Here is a 23,452-nt window from a genome sequence, read left to right as displayed (position 1 = left end):
TGAATTCAAGATTCAAATATACACAACAACAAGATTCCAACAAAAATTCATTTAAAATTATTTTTTTCGTTCAACTACAAAATGAACGAGCCCTGAGAGAGAATGCTTGGCGTTTGAGTCCTCGAAAATATCGAGACAGCTCAATGCCTTACGCGCGTATTCATTAGCTTTTTCTTCTGCGTAATTAATACCGTCGTATTTTTTTACAAATTCTATTACAGTATCGACGTCTAAATTTTTGCCTCCGTTTTTAATTAAGTTCAAAACGGATTTAGATTCATCTTTGTCGGCTTTACTTAATGCATATATCAAAGGCAAAGTAAGCTTTCTTTCTCGAATGTCGCCTGCAAGTGGCTTCCCAAGTATACTCGATTTGCCGATAAAGTCGAGAATGTCGTCGCGTATTTGAAAAGCAATGCCGAGGTATTCACCAAATTCATGCATGGCTTTTATTTTATTTTCGTCCTTCGTAGCAGCCATAGCCCCTATTTCACAACACGTCGACAATAGAGAGGCCGTTTTATCAGATATAATCCTGAAATAAGTAGCCTCGTCGTTATTGAGTTTTCTTGTCTTCCTGATCTGGAGCAATTCACCTTCCGACATTCTTTTTACAGTATTGGTAATTACTTTTAGAAAATCGTGGTCTTCATACTCAACTGCTAACATTAGTCCCTTTGCCAGCAGATAGTCTCCCATTAAAACTGCAATTTTATTTTTCCATATAGCATTGATCGACGGGAAATTTCGTCTCGTATCGGCGTTATCCACAACATCATCGTGCACCAATGTAGCCGTATGCAGTAATTCAACAAGTCCGGCACCTCTGTAGCTTCGTTCTGTAATACCTCCAGATATTTTGCTGGAAAGTAATACCAGAAGGGGTCGAATTTTTTTGCCCTTTTGTTTAAGGATATATTTTGTTACAAGGTCTACAATGCCAACATTCGATTTTAATGACTTTTTAAATACGGCATTGAATTCTTTTAGTTCTTTATCGACGCTGTGTATTATATCGGAAAGCGTATTTATGCTCAATTTTTCTTTTGGAATATTTTTGAGACTAAAATACTTATTTCATATAAGAAAACCAATGGAACTGCCAGAATAATCTGAGATACGGGATCGGTACCAGGAGTTAAAACTGCTGCGAGTATTAAAATTGCTACTATTGAATGTCGACGATAACGTCTCATTATGCCTGGATTTAGTATGCCAATTTTGGTCAGGAAAAATGAAAGCATTGGAAGTTCGAAAACCAATCCGGCACCTATAATTACGCTCAGGATAATCGAGAAGTACTCGTCAATTGCAAAATTATTTTCAATCGCCTCGGAGCCAAATTCCGCTGCAAATTTCAGCGTCAATGGCAGCATTACAAAATATGCAAATACGACGCCCGCAAGAAAACAAAATGTGGTAAAGAGAACTATCGATGTAATATATCTTTTTTCATTTTCCTTTAATGCCGGAGCAATGAATTTCCAGAATTGGTAAACAACGTTCGGAAAACTGATTATCAAGCCAACGATTATCGCTACCTGAAAATATAAAAATAATTGTCCGAACGGTTTTAAATTCTGGAGTTTTATATTTGACTGACGCGCGGGCAACAAAAGAATGCCGTCAATAATAAAATCAATAAATACCCACGCGATTATTGTTCCAATTAATATTCCAATCAAAGAGTAAATTATTCTCCACCTCAATTCTTCGAGGTGTTCCAGAAAAGTCATTTCGACTTCGCCAGACGCGTATTCATCATTCCGGAGTTTTGTATCTTCTGCCACTTAACTAACCGTTTATTAATTCCGGATAGAGCGGAAATTTCGAGCAAAGTTCTTTAACTTCTGAGTTAATGCGATTTAATTCATCTTCGTTATCCGCATTTTTAATTGCCCTGTCGATAAACGAAGCAATCATCTTCATTTCATTTTCTTTCATACCTCGCGTAGTAACAGCTGGTGTGCCAATTCTAATTCCGCTGGTCACAAATGGACTTTTCGTATCGAAAGGAATCATATTTTTATTGACCGTCATGCCAGCTATTCCAAGGGCATTCTCAGCTTTTTTGCCGCTGATATTTTTACTGGATAGATCGATAAGCATCAGATGATTATCCGTTCCGCCCGATACAACTTCGTATCCTAAACTCTTTAATTCTGCGGCAAGAGTTTTTGCATTCGAGATTACCTGTCGAGCATAGATTCCAAACGAATCCTGAAGAGCCTCGCCAAATGCAACCGCTTTTGCCATAATAACGTGCATTAGAGGTCCGCCTTGAATGCCTGGCATCACCATACCGTCGAATATTTCGGACATCATTTTTAGCCGATCGCCTTTGAGAGTTTTAATACCCATTGGATTTTCTCTGTCTTTTCCGATCAGTATGACGCCACCGCGAGGCCCTCTTAAAGTCTTATGAGTAGTCGAAGTAACAACGTCGCAGTAAGGAAGTGGATTGTTGAGCAAACCCTTTGCAATAAGACCTGCCGGATGCGCCATGTCGCACATTAAAAATGCACCCACTTTATCTGCAATTTCCCGGAATTTTTTGTAGTCCCAATCCCGCGAGTAAGCACTTGCACCTGCAACAATCAATTTTGGTTTCTCTTTTTTTGCAATATCTTCAATAATGTTATAGTCGAGAAGTTTAGTTTCCTTACTTAAAGTATATGAAACAGCATTATAAATTTGTCCGGAAAAATTGACCGGGGATCCGTGCGTAAGATGCCCGCCCTGGTCGAGGCTTAAACCAAGAATTTTATCTCCAGGCTTAAGAAGAGCCATAAATACCGCCATATTTGCCTGAGAACCGCTATGAGGTTGAATGTTAACATATTCAGCACTGAACAACTTTTTCAACCTTTCACGCGCTAAGTCTTCTGCCATATCGACATATTCACAGCCACCGTAATATCTTTTACCGGGATAACCTTCTGCATATTTATTAGTCAGAACAGATCCCGTAGCTGCTAAAACTGCCAGACTGACAAAGTTTTCAGAGGCAATTAATTCGAGATTATTTACCTGTCTTCCAATTTCTAGATTTAATATTTTTGAAATCTCTGGGTCATTAGTAAGATAATTAAGCATAAATTTTTCCTAACTTTTTTTTAACACACAAATATAAAGCTTTCCTTTCGGTTAAACTAACATTAATTTGAACTGCGTTAGAAACAGTAGAATTGCTTAAGAATAAAAAAAATGCCGCCCCATTTTACGAGGCGGCAATTAATTTTTTAGTTTGTGAATATTTTACGGAACCTGAATTGACCTATCGATCCAAGCATAGCAGGGACCTTCAATTTTGATAACGTCGCCAGATTTAAGTTTTCTGAAGAAATAGTCCTCTTTTGTGGGGACTGAATTTTGTAAAGCTTTAATACGATCTACTGCTATGGTAGCGTATTGCCCGCCTAAAGAAGCTGCTTTTCTATAAGTATCGACTGCTAATTGATAAACACACTTAGCCATAAAATCGTAGTCGCATGAACGAGCAGCTTGTTCATACAATTGAGCTTCGATAAGATAAGGATAGTCCCATTGAGGATCGATTTTCAACGCTCTCTGCAGATAAGTTCTGGCTACAGAAAGCTGGTCCAATCTTTTATAAATCAAAGCAAGATTAACATAATTTTCTTTTCCGTCGGGTTGAAGTTCAATTACCTTTTTATAAGCGTTAATTGCTTTGTCGGTCTTATCGAGTTTATCATAAACGCTTGCAAGTTGTTTCCAGTAATTAATTACATCAGGAGATTTTTGTGTTAAAAATTCAAGCGGCTCAACAGCTTTTTCGTAATTCTGTGCTCTCATGCAGGTTGAAGCATATTTCCAGGCTTTTTCAAGATTTTCCTTGTCGAGTTCCCACGACTTTTTAGTAATTTCAACCAGTTCATCAATATTTTCAGCAATCGATTCTAATTTCTGTATCCAGACAGGATTATCAGGCTCAGCTTCAGAAAGTTTGGAATAAAGGTCTAATGCTTTCAACTTATATCCATTTTCATCAGTTGCATTTTTGATATAAAGTACTCCGAGTCGATCTTTATAAAACGCAGGTAATTCAGGGTCTTTAGCAATCGCTTCTTCGTAGATTGGGATAATCTTGTCGCTGGATTCGTTTGCCCATACTTCCATAACGTAAGCTTTACGGGCTAAATAATACCCTGCAAGATCCGTTTCATATTGAATAGCTTTATCGTAGAAGTAATAGATTGTGTCTGTAAGCGCTCTCTTTTCTTCATCGGTAGCATTTGTACTATCGTGCAAGTACCAGAGTGTTTCTTCCATTTTGGGAAATATTTTGTATTTAAGAAATTGCGTTGGGTCTTCATTGATCACCTTCCACCCGAAAGGTGCAGCGCTGACATAATCTTTATTCTTGTGGTATTCGTAGAATAAGGAAAAATTAGCCATCAATTGATTCTGGGCATATAATGAAGAAACGCCTAAAAGATAGGTCATTATCAGCAAATATTTTAAGTGTTTCAATTTGTAAATCCCCTAATTTGTTTTCTATTATCTATCTTGTCTAATAAACCAGATTTCTCCGATACTTAAACTTACTGAAAATTTATAAATATTTTCGAGTAATAAATTATTATCTTTAGTACCCCGTCGACCATACTGGAACGCAAAGTCAAGTCTGTTTGCTACATCCAGAGGGATCGAAAATCCAGTATAAATTGAAATCTGATTGATTCCTTCTCCGTTAATTTTATATTGAGATTGTTCGTAGCTTAAACCAAGACGGAGCATTACCAGTTCCCAGAAGCGGCTTGATCGAACGTCGGATTTTCTGTATTCAAATCCGAGACTGTATTTATTTATGTCCTGCATCACATCGGATCTGAGATTGTTATGCGTAAAATCGCTAAATGATTGATGAAAATAATCGACAAGTATACGGTAATCGTTTTTCAGTAAAAAAGAAATACCTGCGCCGTAACGGACGGGAAATTTTTCCGATATTGTTCCTTCAGAAGAAGTTACTGTCCCGATTACGGTAGTGGCACTATTGACACTATCAACTTTAACATTGACTGGACTGGAGTAAAAAGCTCCCAATCGCAGGTCGCTGAAAATATTCATTCCCAAAACTTTCGATAAATTTTGCGAAATTGCACCTATTGTTAATCCAGCTGCAATATAACTATACTCGTCCGAAAAAGAACCATTTATTAAGTCTTCGTTTGATGTAAAATCAATTGAAGTTGTTCTTGAGATCTTTCCATTATAATAATCGAGCGAAAAACCTAAGGCAGTTCCAGATGGAAGCTGATAAGTTCCGCCTATCATTACTTTCGAAATTCCGCCTTTGCCTTCATAATCGGTCGTATATCCGCCTACAATTGAAGAGTCGGTTACCACTCTAAGCTTGTAATCGACGTTCGAATACGGAACAATTCCAGCAACGAGGCTCATTCCATATTTCTGATAAACCGGGAATCCAAGCATGAATCCCGGAATGATTAAATCAGAGTGATAAACTGATGAACTATTCGAAGCAATATTGTTGCCGTGATAAACAACACCGGTTTCGAAGCGCGTAAATTTGAGGGCAGACCATCCTGCTGGATTTATAGAGCTGAGATAATCAATATCTTTCAGGGCTATTCCGAGTTCACCAATTGACATTCTACGTGCATCATAGCTAAAAAATAAATCACCTATTCCAAACCGTGAATAAACCGAACCACCTGATGCATGTGAAATAAACGGCAAAATTAATATTATAAAAAAGCCAATGAATATTCTTTTCATAAACTATCTACTCTTTAAATAAGTAATTTTTAGTTTCGGACGGGTGTCGGCATTCACTGAGTGGGTGCCATGAATCCAGATTGTTGCAAGCGATTCTTTTTCGTCCGCAAGATATAATTCGAGTCCCTGATTTGTGTAAGAAGTATCGGAAATCCATTTCTGAACAATCCAGGCAATATCTCCCGAGAATTTATTGCCACTCCTCGATAGAATTGTCGTGATTGTACTGTCGGATGTATAAGTTTTTTTAGTACTGTCCCCCAGCACTTTAACTATAATTGAATCGGAAGCCGGTTCGCCATCAAAAGTTTTTAATTCATCTACATATAACTCAAGTTCTGCTTTGTTAATAATTATATTCTTAGGCAATACAGCAAGGTCAAAATAGAGGAAGCCTCTATTGAACAAACCGCCCTGTAATACGATGTCGTTGTCCGACGTTTCCGGTTCGCCCTTAATGGCATGTAGATCCATAGATGGAAGCGTCGATAGAGTATCCGTTACTTCATTTCTACCATACATAATTGTCAAAGATGGCAGGTCGGAATCCGTAAAAAGTTGATATGCATTAAAACCTACAATCCTCTGAGTATCATGAGTGGGCTTTATCAGAATTCCATAATTAGGTTCGGCAGAGTTTGAATCCACACTGAACTTAATCCATTCGAGAACTACGGAAGGGTCAATTTTAAAGGCAATCGATGTATCGTCGATTGCTTTTTCGTATGCAATATCCCGGGATTCATACTGTAACAAGTTGAGACTGTCGGTATTAAAACTTGCAGTACTCCAGCTGCTGGTTATACGGTGAACAGTAAAGTTGAATGGCAGGGATTTACCGCCGAGATAATACTTCAACTTTACGTAAATTGAAGCTTCGGCGATGTTCAGATTATTCTCCTTTACCAAAGTAATAACGGAGTCGGGCAGTGAAAATTCATATCTCAGCAGTGCCTGAGCTTCATATTTATCGTTCTTACCCAAAAGTAATTTGCTGGCTACACCCAGCGACAAATTGCGCTGAAATGTATATGAATTCAGTCTCACATTAACGGAATCGGTGTCAAACTGGTGAAATGAAAGAGTGGCATCATCTTTTATTAAATCGTATCCCACGGAGGTCGGATCCTGATTACATGAAACCAACAAAAATCCGAAGATAACTGGAATAATCAGTTTAATTTTACTTAGCAATTATTATCCTCCTCAAAACTTTGGGTAATAAATTTGTTGATTTCATAAAAATCAGTGGCTACAAAATTGGGTTTTTTACCGTCATTAATCAAGTTTTCAATCTCCGTCTTACAGTTTTCATTTGCAATCAATATTGTTTTAATTTTGGCATTGATACCGGCTTCAATATCGCTTGCTCTGTCGCCAATCATAAAAGATTTCGAAAGATCAATATTATGATCTTTAGCAGCTTGTAAAATCATAAACGGAGAAGGTTTCCGACAATTTGATTTTTCTGGTGGGTCAAAATCGGGATGATAAGGACAATAGTAGATGGCATCAATAACCACACCGCATTGTTCGAGTAAATCTTTCACTCTTTTGTTAACCGCTTCGACCTCTTCAATGGTCATCAGTCCCTTTGCCACACCAGCTTGATTTGAAATTATAATCAGTTTGAAACCAAATCTCTCTTTGAGATTTTTCAGGTTCTCGGCAACACCTTCAATCAAACGGACTACATCCGGGTCGCGTATGTAACCCGGATCATGATTTATTGTTCCATCTCGATCCAGAAATAAAGCAGGTCGCATTAATCAATTAACTTTTTATAAAGTTCAACATATTTTTTAGCCGAACTCAGCCAGCTGTAATCCCCTCTCATCCCAATCTTCATCAATTCCGTCCACAATTCTTTGTTTTCATTATAAAGTTTAAGAGCTCTCTTTACGGCTCCGAGTAAATCGGTTACAGTATATTTTTCAAATACAAACCCGTTTCCGGTTTTTGTCTTTTCATCAAATTGAATAATTGTATCTGCCAGACCACCGGTTTTGTGCACAATCGGAACTGTGCCATACTTAAGACTATAAAGTTGATTGAGTCCACATGGCTCGATTTTCGACGGCATTAGGAACATATCGGCGCCAGCTTCGATTAAATGAGCAAGGTCTTCGTCGAATCCGACGAAACACGAAAATTTACCTCGGTATTTTGTCGCAACATCACTGAAAAATTTTGTATATTTTTTATCGCCTGTTCCCAGTAATACCATCTTAATATTTAGTTTCATCAATTGAGGAAGAGCTTTCTGAAGTAGATCCATTCCTTTTTCATCCGTCAGACGCGAGATTACTCCAATGATTGGAACGCTTTCTTCATATTCAAAGCCGAAATTTTCCGACAATATTCTTTTATTTTCTTTCTTATTGTCGAGTTTTTTGATAGAGTACTTCTGGGGTATTTTTGTGTCTTTTTCCGGGTCCCAGATCAATCTGTCGATACCATTTACGATTCCCAATAAATCTTTACTTCTTTTTTTAAGATAGTGATTCAAACCTGCACTGTTGATCTTTGACGTTGTCAATTCCCTGGCATAAGTTTCACTTACTGTATTTATTTTGTCTGCAAATAAGATACCGCCTTTTAGAAAATTAACTTTGTTATTGTGGAACAATCCCTCTTCGGAAGCCAATTTTTCAGGTAATCCTGTTTTTTCGAATGAGGAGAGAGGAAATTCCCCCTGCTGAAATATATTGTGGATTGTAAGTAAAGTTTTAGTAGATGAAAATTGCGGCTCGTCTTTATAAATTGTTTTCATATAAACAGGCACCAGACCACTCTGCCAGTCGTTACAATGGATCACGTCAGGAGTCCATCCGAGCTTGAGCATCAGTTCGAATACAGCTTTTGCAAATAATATAAAACGCTCGTCATTGTCAGGAAATTCTTCGCCGGTAATCGGATCGGCATAAAGACTGTGACGATTCCCGAAATATTCGGGATTATCAAGAAAATAAATTTGTACGCGTGCCTTTGGTCCCACTAAAAATGAAGATCTCAGCGAAAAAACGACATCTTTATCGGCAATCTTAACCGTAATATCCTTTAATCTAACCACCTCGTGAATCTTAAATTTTCGTTCGTCAATTGCACCGTATTTGGGCAATATAATACGAACGTCGTGACCCATTTCCTGTAAACGCTGGGGGAGCGCAGAAGATACATCGGCCACACCACCAGTTTTAACAAATGGGACTGCCTCAGGGGTTACAAAAAGGATTTTAAACGTTGAAGGCATTTTGGTAAGATCCTTTTTTTTATTTTCGAAAAATACGAAATATTATGCCCTTTAACAAAAATTAGAAATAGACGACTTTATTCTATATATTAATTCAAACAAAAATTAAGGTATTTTTTGGTGAATCTTTTAATCAAAAATCCAGATCAGATTGTTACTGTTAATACATCTGGACAAAACTCAAAATCGGGCAAGCGAATGAATGATCTGGATATTTTGACAGGACATTCGATTTATATTGAAGACGGATGGATAAAAGATATACTGCCGAACTCATCGCTCTCTCGAATTAATGCAGACGAAATAATCGACGCCGAAGGTTTATTGGTTTTGCCCGGTTTTGTTGAATGCCATACGCACAGCGCTTTTGCCGGAAATCGTTCAAAAGAATTCTTGATGCGATTATTGGGCAAATCCTATGAAATAATTGCCGAAGAAGGTGGAGGTATTATTTCAACTGTAAATTCAGTAAGACGGGCTTCGCACGATGAATTAATTCGACTCCTTTCTCCCCGAATAAAAAAATTTATTTCTCAGGGAATTACAACCCTCGAAATAAAAAGCGGATACGGCTTGAGCTATTACGACGAAATTAAACTTTTGCAGGTAATAAATTACTTCAAAAAAAATTCACAGATTGATATTATTCCCACATTTCTCGGAGCTCATACTTATCCACCTGAATACAAAAACGATCATTCGGCGTACTTGAAATTAATCACCGATGAACTTTTACCTTATATCAGCAAAAATGCTCTGGCGGATTTTACAGATGTATTTTGCGAAAAAACAGCTTTCAGTCCAGAAGAAACTGATTTAATTTTTAAAAAGGCAAAAGAGCTGGGATTTAAACTGAGACTTCATACCAATCAATTTCACAGCATAGGTGGAATCGAAGTGGCTCTTAAACATTCGGCCTATTCGGTTGATCATCTCGAAATAGTTGATGATAATGAGATCGATAAAATTGCAAATTCAGAATTAACGGCTGTTTTGCTGCCTGGAGTATCTTTTTTTCTTGACTATAATTACGCTCCCGCCAGGAAATTAATCGATCGTAACGCTACGGTTGCATTATCAACGGATTTTAATCCAGGCAGTTCGCATATTGCCGATTTTCATTTTATTATGAGTCTGGCGGCATTAAAAATGAAAATGTCAGTCGAAGAGATAATTTCTGCCACTACAATTAATGCAGCAAAAGCAATTGGAATGAACAACCTTCTCGGTAGTATTGAAATTGGAAAACAGGCTGACTTTGCCTTATTGAAAGCAAAAGAAATTTCTGAAATAATTTATAGTATCGGCAATAATCTAAACGTAATGACCATTAAGAAAGGGAAAATAATATATAAACGCGAAATGGAGTAATCATGAAAATTATTGAATGCGTTCCCAATTTCAGCGAAGGGAAAAACCAGATAACTTTTGAAGCAATAAAATCGGCAATCGATTCGACAAAAGGAGTAAAGTTATTGAATCTCGAGCCGGATGAAGATTATAATCGGGTAGTTGTAACCATGGCAGGCACAGACGAGGGAATTCTCGAAGGAGCAGTCAATGCGAGTATAGCTGCAGCAGAACATATTGATATGAGATATCACAAAGGCGAACATCCAAGAATCGGAGCTATCGATGTCGTGCCGTTTATTCCCATTTCCGACAGTACTATGGAAGAATGTGTAAAAATATCTGAAAAGTATGCTGAAATTATTTCAGAAAAACTAAACGTCCCGGTCTATCTCTACGAATATTCAGCACGCAAACCTGAAAGACAAAATCTTGCTAACATTCGAAAAGGTGAATATGAAGGACTCGAAGAAAAATTAAAAGACCCTGAATGGCAGCCTGACTACGGACCAGCAGTCTTTAATCCAAAATTGGGAGCAATTGTAACGGGTGCTCGCTTTTTCCTTATTGCTTATAATGTAAACATCGATTCCACTGATTTATCTTATGCAAAAGAAATAGCCGAAGTATTGAGAGAAAGCGGCTATCCAAAACGCGACAAAAATGGCAACATACTCAAAAAAGATGGCAAAACCATTAAAGTTCCTGGCAGATTAAAATCAGTTAAAGGGATGGGTGTTGCACTCGAAAAATTTAATTTGACTCAGGTTTCTATGAATCTTACTAATTACAAGGTTACCCCTCTCCATGTAGCTTTTGAAGAAGTTAAAAAGGAAGCAAACCGCTTAGGAGTCAAAGTAAAAGGGAGTGAAATTGTCGGTCTTGTTCCTAAAGAAGCTCTCTTAATGGCAGGAAAATTTTATACAAAGGACAAAACCAATAACGAAAGAGATCTAATCAATGCGGCAATTGAAAATCTCGGTCTGAATTATTTAGCCCCCTTCAAGCCCGAAGAAAAAATTATCGAATACATGATATAAAAAAAGGAAATTTTAATATGGATATTAAAAAAACAATTGAACAATACCTTGATGAAATTGCATCTTCATCTCCAACTCCTGGTGGAGGAAACGTAGCTGCATTTTGTGGAGCCCTCGCTTCGAGTCTCGGCATTATGGTTTGCAATTTAACAATCGGGAAGAAAAAATATGCCGACGTAGAGAAAGAAATCGAAGAGACAAAAGATAAGCTCAGCACTTACCAGAAAAACTTTTTAATTCTGGCTGAGAAGGACAACGAAGCATTTAACAAAGTTATGGAATCTTATAAACTTCCCAAAGAAAATGAAGAACAGGCTGAGACAAGAAAAAAAGAAATTCAGAATGCAACACTCGAAGCAGCTGCTATTCCGATGGAAGTTTTAAAAAACTGCTCAGCTGTTTTTATTCATATTAAGACCGTGGCCGAGAAAGGGAACCGGAATTCAATATCGGATGCGGGCGTTGCAGCTACACTTATAGGCGCAGCAGCCAATGGAGCTTATTTAAATATTTTGATCAATTTAGGCTCGCTCGATAATAAGACAATTGCACACGAAATTCTTAAAAGTGCCAATGCTTTACTCGACGATGTTAATCATAACGTAAGATTAATAACCAACATTATTAAAGACTCACTCACTCTATGAGAAAAATTTCTGTTTTACTCATAATACTATTTATAAACTATGGGTATACAGCTCAAACGGTTTTACCGGGAATCGATGTGTTGGTCAGAGACAATTTTCGCGAGCTATCGGGAAAACGCATCGGCCTGATTACTAATTCCACAGGAGTCAATAAAGACTTAATCTCTACTGTAGATATTTTTCTCAATACAGAAAAGATTAATCTAAAGGCAATTTTTACACCCGAACACGGACTACGTGGCAGTAAAAGTGCAGGGGAATATATCAGCTCGGAGGAGTATAAAAATATAAAAGTATTCTCGCTCTACGGCGAGACCAAAAAACCGACCAAAGAAATGATGGAAGAAATTGATATCCTTGTTTATGACATTCAGGATGTAGGTCTGCGTTCTTACACTTACATTACTACACTTGGAATGGCGATGGAAGCAGCGGCAGAAAATAATATCGAATTTGTAATTCTCGACCGCCCAAATCCGATTAATGGTCATAAAGTCGAAGGCCCACCGCTCGATACACTCTTCCAATCATTTGTTGGATATTTCCCGATACCCTATGTATACGGACTGACACCAGGTGAACTTGGGAGTTTTATAAACGAGGAAATCCTTAAACCGAAAGGTAAAAAATGCAATCTGAAAATAATTCCAATGGAAGGCTGGAAGCGAACAATGAATTATAACGAAACAGGATTATTATGGGTCCCCACTTCAAATCACGTCCCCGATTCCGATACCCCATTTTATATGGCTGCTTCAGGCATACTGGGAGAACTCAACGTAGTTTCGATCGGAGTTGGCTATACGCTCCCTTTCAGGACATTTGCAGCTGAATGGATTGATCCAGATCTACTCGCCGATAAGATGAATGCCCTCAACTTAAAGGGAGTTAAATTTCGGCCTATTTCTTACAAACCCTATTATGGTAAATGGAAAGATGTGGTACTCAACGGTGTACAATTTTATATTACTAATAAAGACGCAGCGAATTTATTGTTAGTCCAGTTCTATTTTATGCAAGTTCATAACGAACTGTATCCCGATAAAAATCTTTTCGCTCTCGCCGATTCTTCACGAATTAAAATGTTCGACCTGGTTATGGGTACCGACAAAATAAGAAAAGCATTTATAAAAAATTATAAGGTGGAAGACATTAAAGAGTTATTAACTGAAGGATTGGATAGATATAAGAGTGTAATTAAGAAATACTGGATTTATAAATAATTATTTACAATATAAATTAATACCTCCAACAGGCCAACGTGCTCTCAGATTTAATGTATCCGGATAATAACTGAATTTCTCAGCATATCTATACGGCTTAATACTTCCATAAGAATAGCTACCGTTACCGTCTGAATCGACAAAGTTCCACATTACGTATTTACCAGGTATTACTTTGTTTATTTCGAATTTATTAGCTACAGCTTTTTTAATATAATTTTTTCCCGTGTCGACACTTTTTAACACGATATAAATATTCGAACTGTCTCTATTAGATATGACGTTTCCAGATACAGCAGAAAATTCAAGTTCATTTGCCGTTGTAAAATTTACCGAGAGAACTGAATCGGCTTTATTTCCTTGCAGATCGGTTATTTTACTCAGATTGATTTTCAATTCATATTCGGATGCCTGACGAAGTCTCGATTTGAGGATTATATTGAAAGCCGCATCGTCTATTTTTTCGAGTCGATATGAGAAACTATTACCTTTTTTATCGGAGACAACAATAAAACTATCGGGGAAAGCAAAACCTTCGTCGAAAGTGCATCTAATTACAGGATTTTCATAATCGATTTTATTTTCCGGATAAACGCCTTCGATACCGATAAATGCGGGGGCTGAGGTATCTTCCTTAGAAATTGGCGTTATTGGAATAATATCACGTGTATTCAAATTGCCATTTAAATCGGGAATATTTTCCGCTACGAGAAAAGTTTTACCACTTTTAGGCAATGTGTCCTGCAAGGAAATATAAAATTGATTTTTCTTCCCTTTCCCTTTATAAAAGAAGCGCGGATCAAATCTCTTTTCTGTCAGCGAATCGACTAAATAAAAATTAGTGGAGTTTATCTTAGTGCTATCAACTGATTCGTTAAATTCTATTAAATACCGATAACTATCTATAGCTCTGGCATCGGATAATTTGGGAGGGATTGTGTCGCCCAAAGTTAACATAAAATCGAGATCGTTAATTTCCTTATTCCCCTCGTCGATTATAACTCTTTTAAATTGTACGCCGTAATAATCATCATTAATTTGATATTTCAGGTCGTTCAGTTTATCTTTAATCGCTATTACATCATATTCACCATTACTCAGTCCGAGTAGCATGTAACGCCCATTCTTGCCAACTTGAGAAATATAATCGGGTTCTTTCATAGAAAGATCTTCCGTCCCTGCGTTGTGTTTAAATGCTAAAATCATAACGCCGGAGGGATTGTCATCGTAGACTTTCCCGGCAACTTTTCCAACATCAATTGTATTGCCAGTTGAGAAAGCAAACGTATAAGGCTCGAGCATTTTATTTCGGCTATTATAGTCCTCAACTTCAGCTCCAATTGTAATCGTATAGGTCGTATTCCTCCTAAGTGTATCCCTCAATTCGAGTCGTAATGTTGTACCACTCCACCTGTATTTAATGGGATATTTCAGAGGTGGGGAAACAAAGATGGCATTACGCACAGAACTTTTATTAATGTATTCGCTAAAAGTAACCTCGATTGAATTTCCATTAAAATTTGTGGAGCCTGGTGGAGGATTGACTTCGACTACAGACGGCGGCATTGTGTCTTCGGGTCCACCTCCTGGAGGTAGTTGATTGGCGCAGCTTTGCAAGAAGATGAAGATCAGTAATACTATTAATTGTTCTGACTTCTTCGCCATTGTCTGTATTCCAGTACGTTTTGTTCGTGTTCACTTGGAGTGGAAGCAAATTTATGACCACCATTGCCATCTGCTACAAAATAATAATAATTATGCTTCTCCGGATAAAGTGCAGCCATTATTGCATCTTTGCCGGGATTATTAATGGGTCCTGGCGGTAAACCAGGATATTTATATGTGTTATATCTCGAATCGATTTCCAGATCTTTATAATAAACTTTTTTATTTTTTCTGTGGCGTATTAAAAATTGAACTGTCGGGTCGGCTTGCAGCAGCATTCCTCTTTTCAAACGGTTATGATAAACTCCCGAAATTGTTTTGAACTCTGAGAAATTATTAGACTCTGCATCGATTATCGAAGCGAGTGTAAGAATTTCATGTTTATTCATTCCTAATTCTTTCATCCGTTTTTGAACTTCAGGTTTATTGAACAAAGTGTCCATTTCCGATTTTAATTTTCTTAATATTTCTTCTGCCTCGCTCGCAGGATAAAAATAGTATGTTTCAGGTAAAAGATAACCCTGGAGAGAATTAATATTTTCATCAAGTCCAAGTGACCTCAAAAACGACCTGCTCCTGCTGAGTTCCATCACTTTTGCCGAATCAATATTCAATTCCTTTTGTAGAAGTGATGCCAGATCTTTCATCCATATTCCTTCTGGAATAGTAACCCTTATCTGCGTAGCTTGACTGGCATCGATAAAAAGTTCAATCAGGTCGAGATAACTTAACCCGTTGGGAATTTTATATTTACCGGCTTTAATTTTCTTATCGGCTCCATAAATAAATGCCGCCACTTTTATGTTGAATTTACCCTTAATAACTTTTTTTGAATAGAGCGAATCGATAACTTGATTAAGGGTAGCACCTCTGGGAATTATTAATTCTATAGGTTCATCTGATTCGTAATAATTTGGCGAAAAGAATGTGAAAATAAACACAGAGAGCACAAAAGCAAAAACGCCGGCGATAAGATAAATTTCATTGTTCGAAAAGTATTTATTCAGGTTTATTTTTTGCATTAATCTGCACTCTTGTATTCTTTAATGAAAGGATTTTCTTTTAAACCGGGATAAGCATTAAAGTCAAAGTTGAAACGGTAGCCACCTTCATAAAGCTTCATACCTCTGTAAGCAATCATGGCGGCGTTATCCCCACAAAAATCTATCGACGGAACAATAAATTTTTTATTGTATTTCTTAGCCATTTCATTCAATGTATTCCTCAAATGGATGTTTGCTGCAACACCTCCCACTAGTGAAAGTGATTTAGGATTAAATTCACTTATTGCCACTTCCGTCTTTTCTGCTAGTGCTCTAACTGCTGCACTCTGAAATGAAGCTGCAAGTAATGGTAACTCTTCAATCGGTACGCGCCCGACACCGCCGTATTGTTTTTCGATAAACCGTAATACAGCAGTTTTCAATCCACTAAACGAAAAATCGTATTTATTTTTACAGCGTGATACAGGGAAATCAATTAATTCGCCCTTATACATTTCCGCATACTTTTGAATCATTGGTCCTCCAGGATAACCAAGTCCCAGCATTTTCGATACTTTATCGAATGCTTCGCCTGCGGCATCATCAATTGTAGTGCCAAGTTTTATTATTTCATAATCGCTTTTAACTAGCAATAATAAAGTATGCCCACCCGAAACAACCAGACAAAGATACGGGAAGTCAGGTTTTTCCTCCATCAGGAATCCTGAAAAAATATGTCCTTCAATATGATTGACCGGAATAAAAGTTTTGCCCAGTGAATATGCCAGTCCTTTGCCAAAAGTAAGTCCCACCAATAGAGCTCCTATCAATCCAGGTCCCGCAGTTGCTGAGATAACATCCAGCTCATCGAGCTTCAAGCCTGTTTTATCGAGTGCTTTATTAATTAAAGGCATTAAAATTTGTAAGTGCGCGCGGCTCGACAGTTCAGGGACAACTCCACCGTAGTTAGTATGAAAATCTTGGGACGAAATTAAATTTGCCATTAGTCTCCCGTCGGAAATAACGGCAACCGATGTTTCGTCACAGGAAGTTTCGATTCCTAAGATATTCATCTTGATACCGTATTTGGCATAAAAATACTTTTTGTTATATACCAGGCAACCATCGGATTTTCCTGCAAACGTCTGATCGAATAGTTATACCAGTGTTTCCCGAACGGAACATATATTCTAATTGTGTCTCCATTGGAATTAATACGGTCTCTTAATTTTTCTTTAACTCCGTATAGCATCTGGAATTCATATTTTTCTTTTCCAATGTTTTTATTATTAATCATCTCATATGCTTTATTGACGAGGTAATCGTCGTGAGTAGCAATTCCTACATAATTTCCGTTGTCCAGTAAATATTCGAGTATTCTCAAATAATTATTGCGAATTTCTTCTTTGCCTTTATAAGCTATTTCATCCGGCTCGATATAAATTCCTTTACAAAGTCGATAATTAGCATCTTTCATCTCGGGTTGTTTGATATCATCCATTGTTCTTTTGAGATAAGCCTGGATAACAATACCAACATTGGAATATTTTTCTTTTAATTTTCTGTAGACATAAAAAGTATCGTCAGTAGTGGAAGAATCTTCCATATCGATTCTTAAAAAATTATTATAAAGTCGGGCTCTCTCGGCTAACTCGGCAATTTGTTCATAACAAAATTCCCTGTCGATATTGAGTCCCATCTGTGTCGGCTTAACTGATATATTCGATTTCAATTTGTGTTTTTCGATAGCATCCAGTACTTCGAGATATTCTTTTTTTGCCAGAATTGATTCTTCCTTGTTTGTAACCGATTCACCGAGTACGTCCATAGTTGCAACAATCCCTTTGGAGTTAAGTTCTTTAACGACTTTTACACCATCGACTAATGATTCGCCGGCGATATAGCGATTCGCAAATTTGCGTACTACTGCTTTTGGCAGCAGCTTTACAAATTCAACAATTGTACGATTAATGGGATTCACTTTTTCACCTTTATGATTGTGTCATTGAAATCAGTTTAAGAATAAAATTCAATTTCTCTTGTAAATCTTCAATCGTTGAATTGTTTTCAATCACAAAATCGGCTTTAGATTTTTTAATTTCGTCTTTCATTTGATAATTCATCCTTCTGATGATATCTTCTTTAGTCATTCCCTTTTGCATTGCCCTTTTTATTCTCAGTTTTTCTGGTGAATAAATAAGGATAACATAATCGAATAAATCCTCCATATTAGCTTCGTACAAAAGAGCAGATTCCACAAATACAATATCATGTTTATTAAAATATTTTTCAGCCAGATTTAAAGTTGCTTCGATGGTTGGTGGATGAACTATTGAGTTGACCTGGGACAGTAACTCATCTGAATTGAAGATTTTTTCAGCAAAAAATTTTGTATTTAATTCTCCATTTACATAAATATCGTTTCCCAACAGGCGTATTAATTTTTCTTTAATAGAGTGGTCATTTTTCATCAGGTCTTTGGCAAGTAAATCGGAGATAATAACGGGAAAGCCTTTCGATTCAAGAAATTTGCAGGCAACCGACTTGCCAGCTCCAAGTCCCCCGGTAATGCCAATCAGTAATTTATCTTTCACAAGAATTCCGGTGATAACTGTAACAATAAAGGCTGCATTATAATCCTCATACAAGGATTATAAAGCAGCCGTCTAATTTATTTAGCGTATGCAATTTTTCTTACTTCTCTTATAACAGTAACTTTAATTTGACCAGGATATTCCATTTCTTCTTGAATTTTTTGGGCAATTTCGTAAGAGAGCCGATCGGCAAGAGTATCGTCCACGTGGTCGGGTTCTACAACCACTCTTACCTCTCTGCCGGCTTGAATTGCATAAGTTTTGGCAACGCCTTCGAACGATTTAGCAAGTGCTTCGAGATTTTCGAGGCGTTTGACATAGCTTTCGAGAGGTTCGCGACGTGCACCCGGGCGTGCGCCGCTGATCGCATCGGCAGCCTGCACCAAAGCTGCAATCGGATGTTCCATTTCAATATCTTCATGATGACTGCCAACAGCATTTACAACGATTGGATGTTCGCGATATTTTTTTGTAAGTTCATAACCAAGCAGAGCATGAGGACCTTCAACGTCGCGATCGATTGTTTTTCCGATATCGTGAAGCAATCCAGCACGTTTAGCCAGATTAACATCGAACCCCAGTTCGGCAGCCATAATGCCCGTCAGATAAGCCACTTCGATGCTGTGCTGTAATAAATTCTGGCCATAGCTCGAACGATATTTCATTTTACCGATGTGTTTAACGAGTTCAGGATGGAAACCGTGCAATCCAAGCTGGATAATTGTATTTTCACCTTCTTTTTGGATTTCCTCTTCGAGTTCCTGTTCAACTTTTGCAACCACTTCTTCAATGCGAGCAGGATGAATTCGCCCGTCGGCAATTAAACGTTCGAGGGCAATACGGGCTACTTCTCGTCTGAATTGATCGAATGCAGACAATATTACCGCCTCTGGTGTATCATCGACAATTACATCGACGCCAGTTGCAGCTTCGAAGGAGCGAATGTTTCGTCCTTCACGACCTATAATACGACCTTTCATTTCGTCGTTCTGAATTTGAACGACCGAAACTGTCGATTCGACCGAGTGGTCGACTGCCGTCCTCTGGATAGCCTGAATAATTATTTTTTGAGCTTCTTTTTTAGCTTCAATTTTTGCCTGGTCTCTAATTTCTTTAATCATCTGAGAGGCGTCTGCTTTGGCTTTACTTATCATATTATCCATAAGCATTTTTTTAGCCTCTTCCGAAGTCAGACCGGCAATTTTTTCTAGTTTTGCATTCTGTTCTACGAGTAAACGCGAAAGCTCTTCCTGTTTCTTCTCAATTTCTTCTTTTTGAAGCTGAAGTTGTTTTTCTAAGTCCTTTAATGCTTTTTCTTTTTGATTAACGACGTCATATTTTTTTTCGAGATTTTCCTCTCGGGATTCGAGCTGCTTTTCGTAATTCTGAAGTTTCTGTTTTTTTGTGTTAACTTCGTTATCGAACTCTTGCTTTTTTTTAAGCCACTCGTCCTTAACCTCGAGAAGTTTTTCTCTTTTTATATGTTTGGCTTCTTTTTCAGCTTCTTCAACAATTTTTTGAGCTTTTTCTTTAGCAAGTGCAATATTATTCTTGCCGATTTTAGAATTAATAAACCAACCGAGCAAGAAAGCCAGCGCAAAGACTATTGCACCGATTAACACCAGATACAACTCCAATTGCATAATTCCTCCATAAATAAGAATATAATAATCCGCAGGAGCCGGAGTTGCTTTATAGGAAAAGAACCCTTTCCTAAGCAATGCGGGAAATTGCCCGACGCTTTTTACTTCCACTGTCCCGTCAAAAGACGAGATCCCGGTCGAAACCGGGCGAGGCCTGTAATACACGCCGTGAGTCAATAACCCTTTTAGTTATTATTTGTTAGTTCTTTTTTATAAATTCACCGGCTCTGCGGAAAAACCTTGGATTATGATGGTGAGGATATAAAACTGGACTCGTCTAAAAGAAGCTTTATTTTCTTTATTTTATCGGTAGCCTGGATACTAAATTCACGAAATTTATTCCTTTCAACGAATAAATCATATGCAATATTTAATGCTGCAATTATTGCTATCGTATCCTTCGGTTGATCGGGCAGCTCTTCCTGTGTCTCTTCCATCATTCTATTGACATACTCTGCCAGCTCAGCTGCTACTTCCTGATTTTCTACTAAAAGAGAATATTCTTTATCAAATATTTTTACTTTAAGCTTCTTTTTTTCGGCCATTTTATATCGTTTCCATCATCATACATTATTTTTAAGAACGCAAATGATAGTCAATCATTTCTATCAATTCGCTAATTTTACTTTTTAAAGCTTCCCTTTCCTCCTTATTTCCACTAACAATTAATTGAGTTCCACTTTCTGAAACTCTACTCAACCTGCTTTCAATATCGGAAATTTTTTTCTTTAATTCACTATTTTCTCTTTCGAGAAGATTTATTTTTTCGTTTAACAATCGATTTGCTTCTACGAGTTCCTGACCTTTTTGCAAAAAATAGTAGATTTCTTTTTCGAGCGAACCGAGCTCGTTGAGAAACATATCGTATTTGTTTAAGTCGGGCATCAAATGCCTCTTAATTTGGCATTAAATTTTTCTTCGACGGCTTTTATTGCTCGTCTGAATTCTTTGTCAACTTCTTCTTCTGTCAGTGTCCTATTTCGATCGTAATATTCGAGTCTAAATGCAAGACTCTTTTTATTCACCCCTAAACTTTCACTTTGAAAAATATCAAATAACTTAACATGATGCAACAAGTTACTGCTTTCATTCCTTATAACTTTAATTACTTCATCAGCTTCAATTTCGTTATCGAGAATAAATGCAAAATCCCTGAATACTTTGGGGAATTTCAATAATTCCTTGAATTCAGGAATTTTTTTCTCGATCGACTTAATTTTATCGAGATCAAAAACCGCTGCAAAAACATCCTGATCTATTTCAAAAGGTTTAAGTAATCGCTCCTCTAACTTACCACCCCAGGCAATCAACTGGCCAGATTGGAGTATTTGCATGCCGTATTGAAATTTGTCTGAATCGAGTCGTTTAAATTCAAATTCTGCGCCCGGCAAATATTTATTTAAAAATGTGGTTGTAAAACCCTTGAGATCATAAAAATCAAATTTCCTTTCTTTCTCGTACCACTCGTCCTCGACCGCATTTCCCGTCAAGCTGATGATCAGGTGCTCGTTCTCTTTAAAATCTTCAAATGTTTCAATTCGATCGTTGATTTTTTGGAATACCTTACCAATTTCAAAAAGCTGTAAATTTTTTTCATTTACCTTGATGTTATTCGAAATTGCCTGAAGCATACCCGGAATTAACGAGGGCCTCAAATGCGACATTTCTGCACTTTGTGGATTAAGCACTCCGAGTGGATTTCCATAATCACTTGCAATTTCTTCCTTGAGAAGTGAATTCGTTAAAATCTCGTAGAATCCGAGCGAGTTAAATATATTTCTGATACGGTCGTTATTTTCGGACTGATCAATTTTTTCTTCTAAAGTAACAGAAATTTTTTCTACCTCTGGAATTTTATCGTAACCATAAATTCTGGCAACTTCTTCAATTAGATCAATTTCCCTATCGATATCATGCCTGAAAGAGGGGATATCCAGCTTAAGTGATTTGTCCAGCTCTTTTAATCCGAAGCCGAGATTTGTAAATATTTTTTTCACTGTCTCTTTTTCGATGTCGTAACCAAGAATTTTTTTTATTCTTTCGTATCTCAATTCGACAGATTTTTTTTCGAATGGTCGGGGATAAATATCAATTTCGGATTTGCATACTTTTCCGCCAGCAGTCAGTGAAATCAACTGAGCTGCTCGTTTTGCTGCCCAGACGGTAATGTTGTAGTCAGCTCCGCGTTCGAAGCGATACGAAGCGTCTGTTTGAAGCCCCAACCTTTTAGCTGTTCTACGCACAGAAGACGGATTAAAGAATGCGCTTTCGATCAAGATGTTTTTAGTTTCATTTGTGACTTCTGAATTTTCACCACCCATAACGCCTGCGATTGCCACGGGTCTTTCGGCATCGCAAATCATTAAGTCGGACTCCGAAAGTATTCTATCCTTCGAATCGAGTGTCACAAATTTTTCGCCTTCACTTGCTTTTTTTACTATAATTTTTTTCCCCGCTAATTTATCAAGATCGAATGCGTGTAGAGGTTGACCAACTTCGTATAAAACAAAATTCGTTACATCAACAACGTTATTGATTGGACGTAAACCGATACTTTCGATTCTCTTTTTCAACCAGTCGGGTGACTCTTTAATTTCAACATTTAAGACAACTTTAGCAACGTAACGTGGACAATTTTCAGTGTCAATAATTTCGACAGAAGCATATTTAGCAGAATCCTCTTCAATTTCTTCAAGTTCAATCTGGGGCATTTTTAATTTTTTTTCAAACAATGCAGCTAAATCCCTGGCAATACCGATGTGACTTAGTGCATCTGCTCTGTTTGGAGTAATTGCAATATCGAGAATTACATCATCCAGATTCATTACTTTCGAGAAAGGTAAACCCGTCTCGAAAGACGAATCGAGCACCATTATACCCTCGTGATTGTCGCTTATGGAGAGTTCTTTTTCGGAACAAATCATTCCTTCCGACATTTCGCCGCGTAATTTAACTTTTTCAATTTTTAATCCGTTTGAAGGAATAACCGCTCCGATTTTTGCGAAAGGTACTTTTTGACCTTGCGCAACGTTTGGTGCGCCGCATATGACACTGTAGTCCCTGCTGCCGTCGTTTACAATACAAAGCGATAATTTGTCGGCATTGGGATGTTTTTTTCTTTCTTTAACATAACCAACCACAATATTTTCATACATTTTAGCCTGATCGATTACTTCTTCAATTTCCAATCCAGCGTATGTAAGCTTATCGACAATCTGTTCAATCGTAATGCCATCGAGGTCGATATAATCTTTGAGCCAGTTAAGAGAAACTTTCATTTAACCACCT

Annotated in this window: 21 protein-coding genes; 4 read left to right on the top strand and 17 right to left on the bottom strand. The window is 37.4% G+C overall.

All coding sequences use genetic code 11. The annotated features are described in order from the left end of the window. Window positions 1-57 precede the first annotated feature (57 nt). The 8 genes from ACSSV9_RS10240 to glgA all read right to left on the bottom strand — a co-directional run bounded on the left by ACSSV9_RS10240 (window position 58) and on the right by glgA (window position 9,019). Window positions 58-1,038, bottom strand: a complete 981-nt coding sequence (locus ACSSV9_RS10240; protein WP_437347161.1) for a polyprenyl synthetase family protein — start codon at window positions 1,036-1,038, stop codon at window positions 58-60. Further along, window positions 1,035-1,790 carry a twin-arginine translocase subunit TatC gene (gene tatC / locus ACSSV9_RS10235; protein WP_437347160.1) on the bottom strand — a complete coding sequence of 252 codons (756 nt, stop codon included), beginning with the start codon at window positions 1,788-1,790 and terminating at the stop codon, window positions 1,035-1,037. Before tatC ends, ACSSV9_RS10240 begins: the two co-directional genes overlap by 4 nt. Window positions 1,791-1,794: 4 nt before the next feature. Next, window positions 1,795-3,096: a serine hydroxymethyltransferase gene (gene glyA, locus ACSSV9_RS10230; RefSeq protein WP_437347159.1), complete on the bottom strand. Its 1,302-nt coding sequence runs from the start codon at window positions 3,094-3,096 to the stop codon at window positions 1,795-1,797. A gap of 162 nt (window positions 3,097-3,258) precedes the next feature. Beyond that, the gene (locus ACSSV9_RS10225; protein WP_437347158.1) at window positions 3,259-4,494 is read right to left on the bottom strand and encodes a tetratricopeptide repeat protein; all 1,236 of its coding nucleotides are present in this window, start codon (window positions 4,492-4,494) and stop codon (window positions 3,259-3,261) included. 27 nt (window positions 4,495-4,521) lie between these two features. After that, window positions 4,522-5,766 carry a BamG-related protein gene (locus ACSSV9_RS10220; protein ID WP_437347157.1) on the bottom strand — a complete coding sequence of 415 codons (1,245 nt, stop codon included), beginning with the start codon at window positions 5,764-5,766 and terminating at the stop codon, window positions 4,522-4,524. A gap of 3 nt (window positions 5,767-5,769) precedes the next feature. Continuing rightward, on the bottom strand, window positions 5,770-6,960 hold the full coding sequence (locus ACSSV9_RS10215) for a hypothetical protein (RefSeq protein WP_437347156.1): 1,191 nt from the start codon (window positions 6,958-6,960) through the stop codon (window positions 5,770-5,772). Then, window positions 6,954-7,532 (bottom strand): D-glycero-alpha-D-manno-heptose-1,7-bisphosphate 7-phosphatase, encoded by a 579-nt coding sequence (locus tag ACSSV9_RS10210; protein ID WP_437347155.1) that lies wholly within the window; start codon window positions 7,530-7,532, stop codon window positions 6,954-6,956. Before ACSSV9_RS10210 ends, ACSSV9_RS10215 begins: the two co-directional genes overlap by 7 nt. Beyond that, entirely contained in the window at window positions 7,532-9,019 is a 1,488-nt protein-coding gene (gene glgA / locus ACSSV9_RS10205) for a glycogen synthase GlgA (RefSeq protein WP_437347154.1), read from the bottom strand. The genes ACSSV9_RS10210 and glgA overlap by 1 nt, the downstream gene beginning before the upstream one ends. Before the next feature lie 120 nt (window positions 9,020-9,139). Between glgA and hutI the strand changes: the two genes are divergently transcribed. The 4 genes from hutI to ACSSV9_RS10185 are packed head-to-tail and all read left to right on the top strand — an operon-like array spanning window position 9,140 to window position 13,279. Continuing rightward, window positions 9,140-10,390, top strand: a complete 1,251-nt coding sequence (gene hutI / locus ACSSV9_RS10200; RefSeq protein ID WP_437347153.1) for an imidazolonepropionase — start codon at window positions 9,140-9,142, stop codon at window positions 10,388-10,390. Window positions 10,391-10,392: 2 nt separating this feature from the next. Continuing rightward, window positions 10,393-11,409, top strand: coding sequence for a glutamate formimidoyltransferase (ftcD, locus tag ACSSV9_RS10195; protein ID WP_437347152.1), 1,017 nt, complete (start codon window positions 10,393-10,395; stop codon window positions 11,407-11,409). A gap of 17 nt (window positions 11,410-11,426) precedes the next feature. Next, the gene (locus tag ACSSV9_RS10190; protein WP_437347151.1) at window positions 11,427-12,056 is read left to right on the top strand and encodes a cyclodeaminase/cyclohydrolase family protein; all 630 of its coding nucleotides are present in this window, start codon (window positions 11,427-11,429) and stop codon (window positions 12,054-12,056) included. Next, window positions 12,053-13,279, top strand: coding sequence for an exo-beta-N-acetylmuramidase NamZ family protein (locus ACSSV9_RS10185; protein ID WP_437347150.1), 1,227 nt, complete (start codon window positions 12,053-12,055; stop codon window positions 13,277-13,279). The genes ACSSV9_RS10190 and ACSSV9_RS10185 overlap by 4 nt, the downstream gene beginning before the upstream one ends. Here the strand turns inward: ACSSV9_RS10185 and ACSSV9_RS10180 are convergent, their stop codons facing one another. The 9 genes from ACSSV9_RS10180 to pheT all read right to left on the bottom strand — a co-directional run bounded on the left by ACSSV9_RS10180 (window position 13,280) and on the right by pheT (window position 23,442). Then, entirely contained in the window at window positions 13,280-14,944 is a 1,665-nt protein-coding gene (locus tag ACSSV9_RS10180) for an Ig-like domain-containing domain (RefSeq protein ID WP_437347149.1), read from the bottom strand. It abuts the gene before it with no gap. Continuing rightward, the gene (gene mltG / locus ACSSV9_RS10175; protein WP_437347148.1) at window positions 14,920-15,966 is read right to left on the bottom strand and encodes an endolytic transglycosylase MltG; all 1,047 of its coding nucleotides are present in this window, start codon (window positions 15,964-15,966) and stop codon (window positions 14,920-14,922) included. The genes ACSSV9_RS10180 and mltG overlap by 25 nt, the downstream gene beginning before the upstream one ends. Next, window positions 15,966-17,000, bottom strand: coding sequence for a tRNA (adenosine(37)-N6)-threonylcarbamoyltransferase complex transferase subunit TsaD (gene tsaD, locus ACSSV9_RS10170; RefSeq protein ID WP_437347147.1), 1,035 nt, complete (start codon window positions 16,998-17,000; stop codon window positions 15,966-15,968). The genes mltG and tsaD overlap by 1 nt, the downstream gene beginning before the upstream one ends. Beyond that, a complete protein-coding gene (locus ACSSV9_RS10165; RefSeq protein WP_437347146.1) occupies window positions 16,997-17,908 on the bottom strand; it encodes a proline dehydrogenase family protein in 912 nt (303 codons plus the stop codon). The genes tsaD and ACSSV9_RS10165 overlap by 4 nt, the downstream gene beginning before the upstream one ends. A 10-nt stretch (window positions 17,909-17,918) precedes the next feature. Continuing rightward, entirely contained in the window at window positions 17,919-18,521 is a 603-nt protein-coding gene (gene coaE / locus ACSSV9_RS10160) for a dephospho-CoA kinase (RefSeq protein WP_437347145.1), read from the bottom strand. A gap of 77 nt (window positions 18,522-18,598) precedes the next feature. Further along, window positions 18,599-20,164 carry a ribonuclease Y gene (gene rny, locus ACSSV9_RS10155; RefSeq protein ID WP_437347144.1) on the bottom strand — a complete coding sequence of 522 codons (1,566 nt, stop codon included), beginning with the start codon at window positions 20,162-20,164 and terminating at the stop codon, window positions 18,599-18,601. A 245-nt stretch (window positions 20,165-20,409) separates the two neighbouring features. Next, window positions 20,410-20,709 (bottom strand): cell division protein ZapA, encoded by a 300-nt coding sequence (gene zapA, locus ACSSV9_RS10150; RefSeq protein WP_437347143.1) that lies wholly within the window; start codon window positions 20,707-20,709, stop codon window positions 20,410-20,412. Between the two features lie 31 nt (window positions 20,710-20,740). Further along, window positions 20,741-21,049, bottom strand: coding sequence for a hypothetical protein (locus tag ACSSV9_RS10145; protein ID WP_437347142.1), 309 nt, complete (start codon window positions 21,047-21,049; stop codon window positions 20,741-20,743). Continuing rightward, window positions 21,049-23,442 carry a phenylalanine--tRNA ligase subunit beta gene (gene pheT, locus ACSSV9_RS10140; protein ID WP_437347141.1) on the bottom strand — a complete coding sequence of 798 codons (2,394 nt, stop codon included), beginning with the start codon at window positions 23,440-23,442 and terminating at the stop codon, window positions 21,049-21,051. Before pheT ends, ACSSV9_RS10145 begins: the two co-directional genes overlap by 1 nt. Window positions 23,443-23,452 lie beyond the last annotated feature (10 nt).

The sequence above is a fragment of the Melioribacter sulfuriphilus genome (assembly GCF_051488685.1).
In the GTDB taxonomy this organism is placed as follows: Bacteria; Bacteroidota; Ignavibacteria; order Ignavibacteriales; family Melioribacteraceae; genus Melioribacter.
The sequence above is the reverse complement of the archived record's forward strand: the minus strand, read 5'-3'. Positions and strand labels throughout refer to the sequence as shown.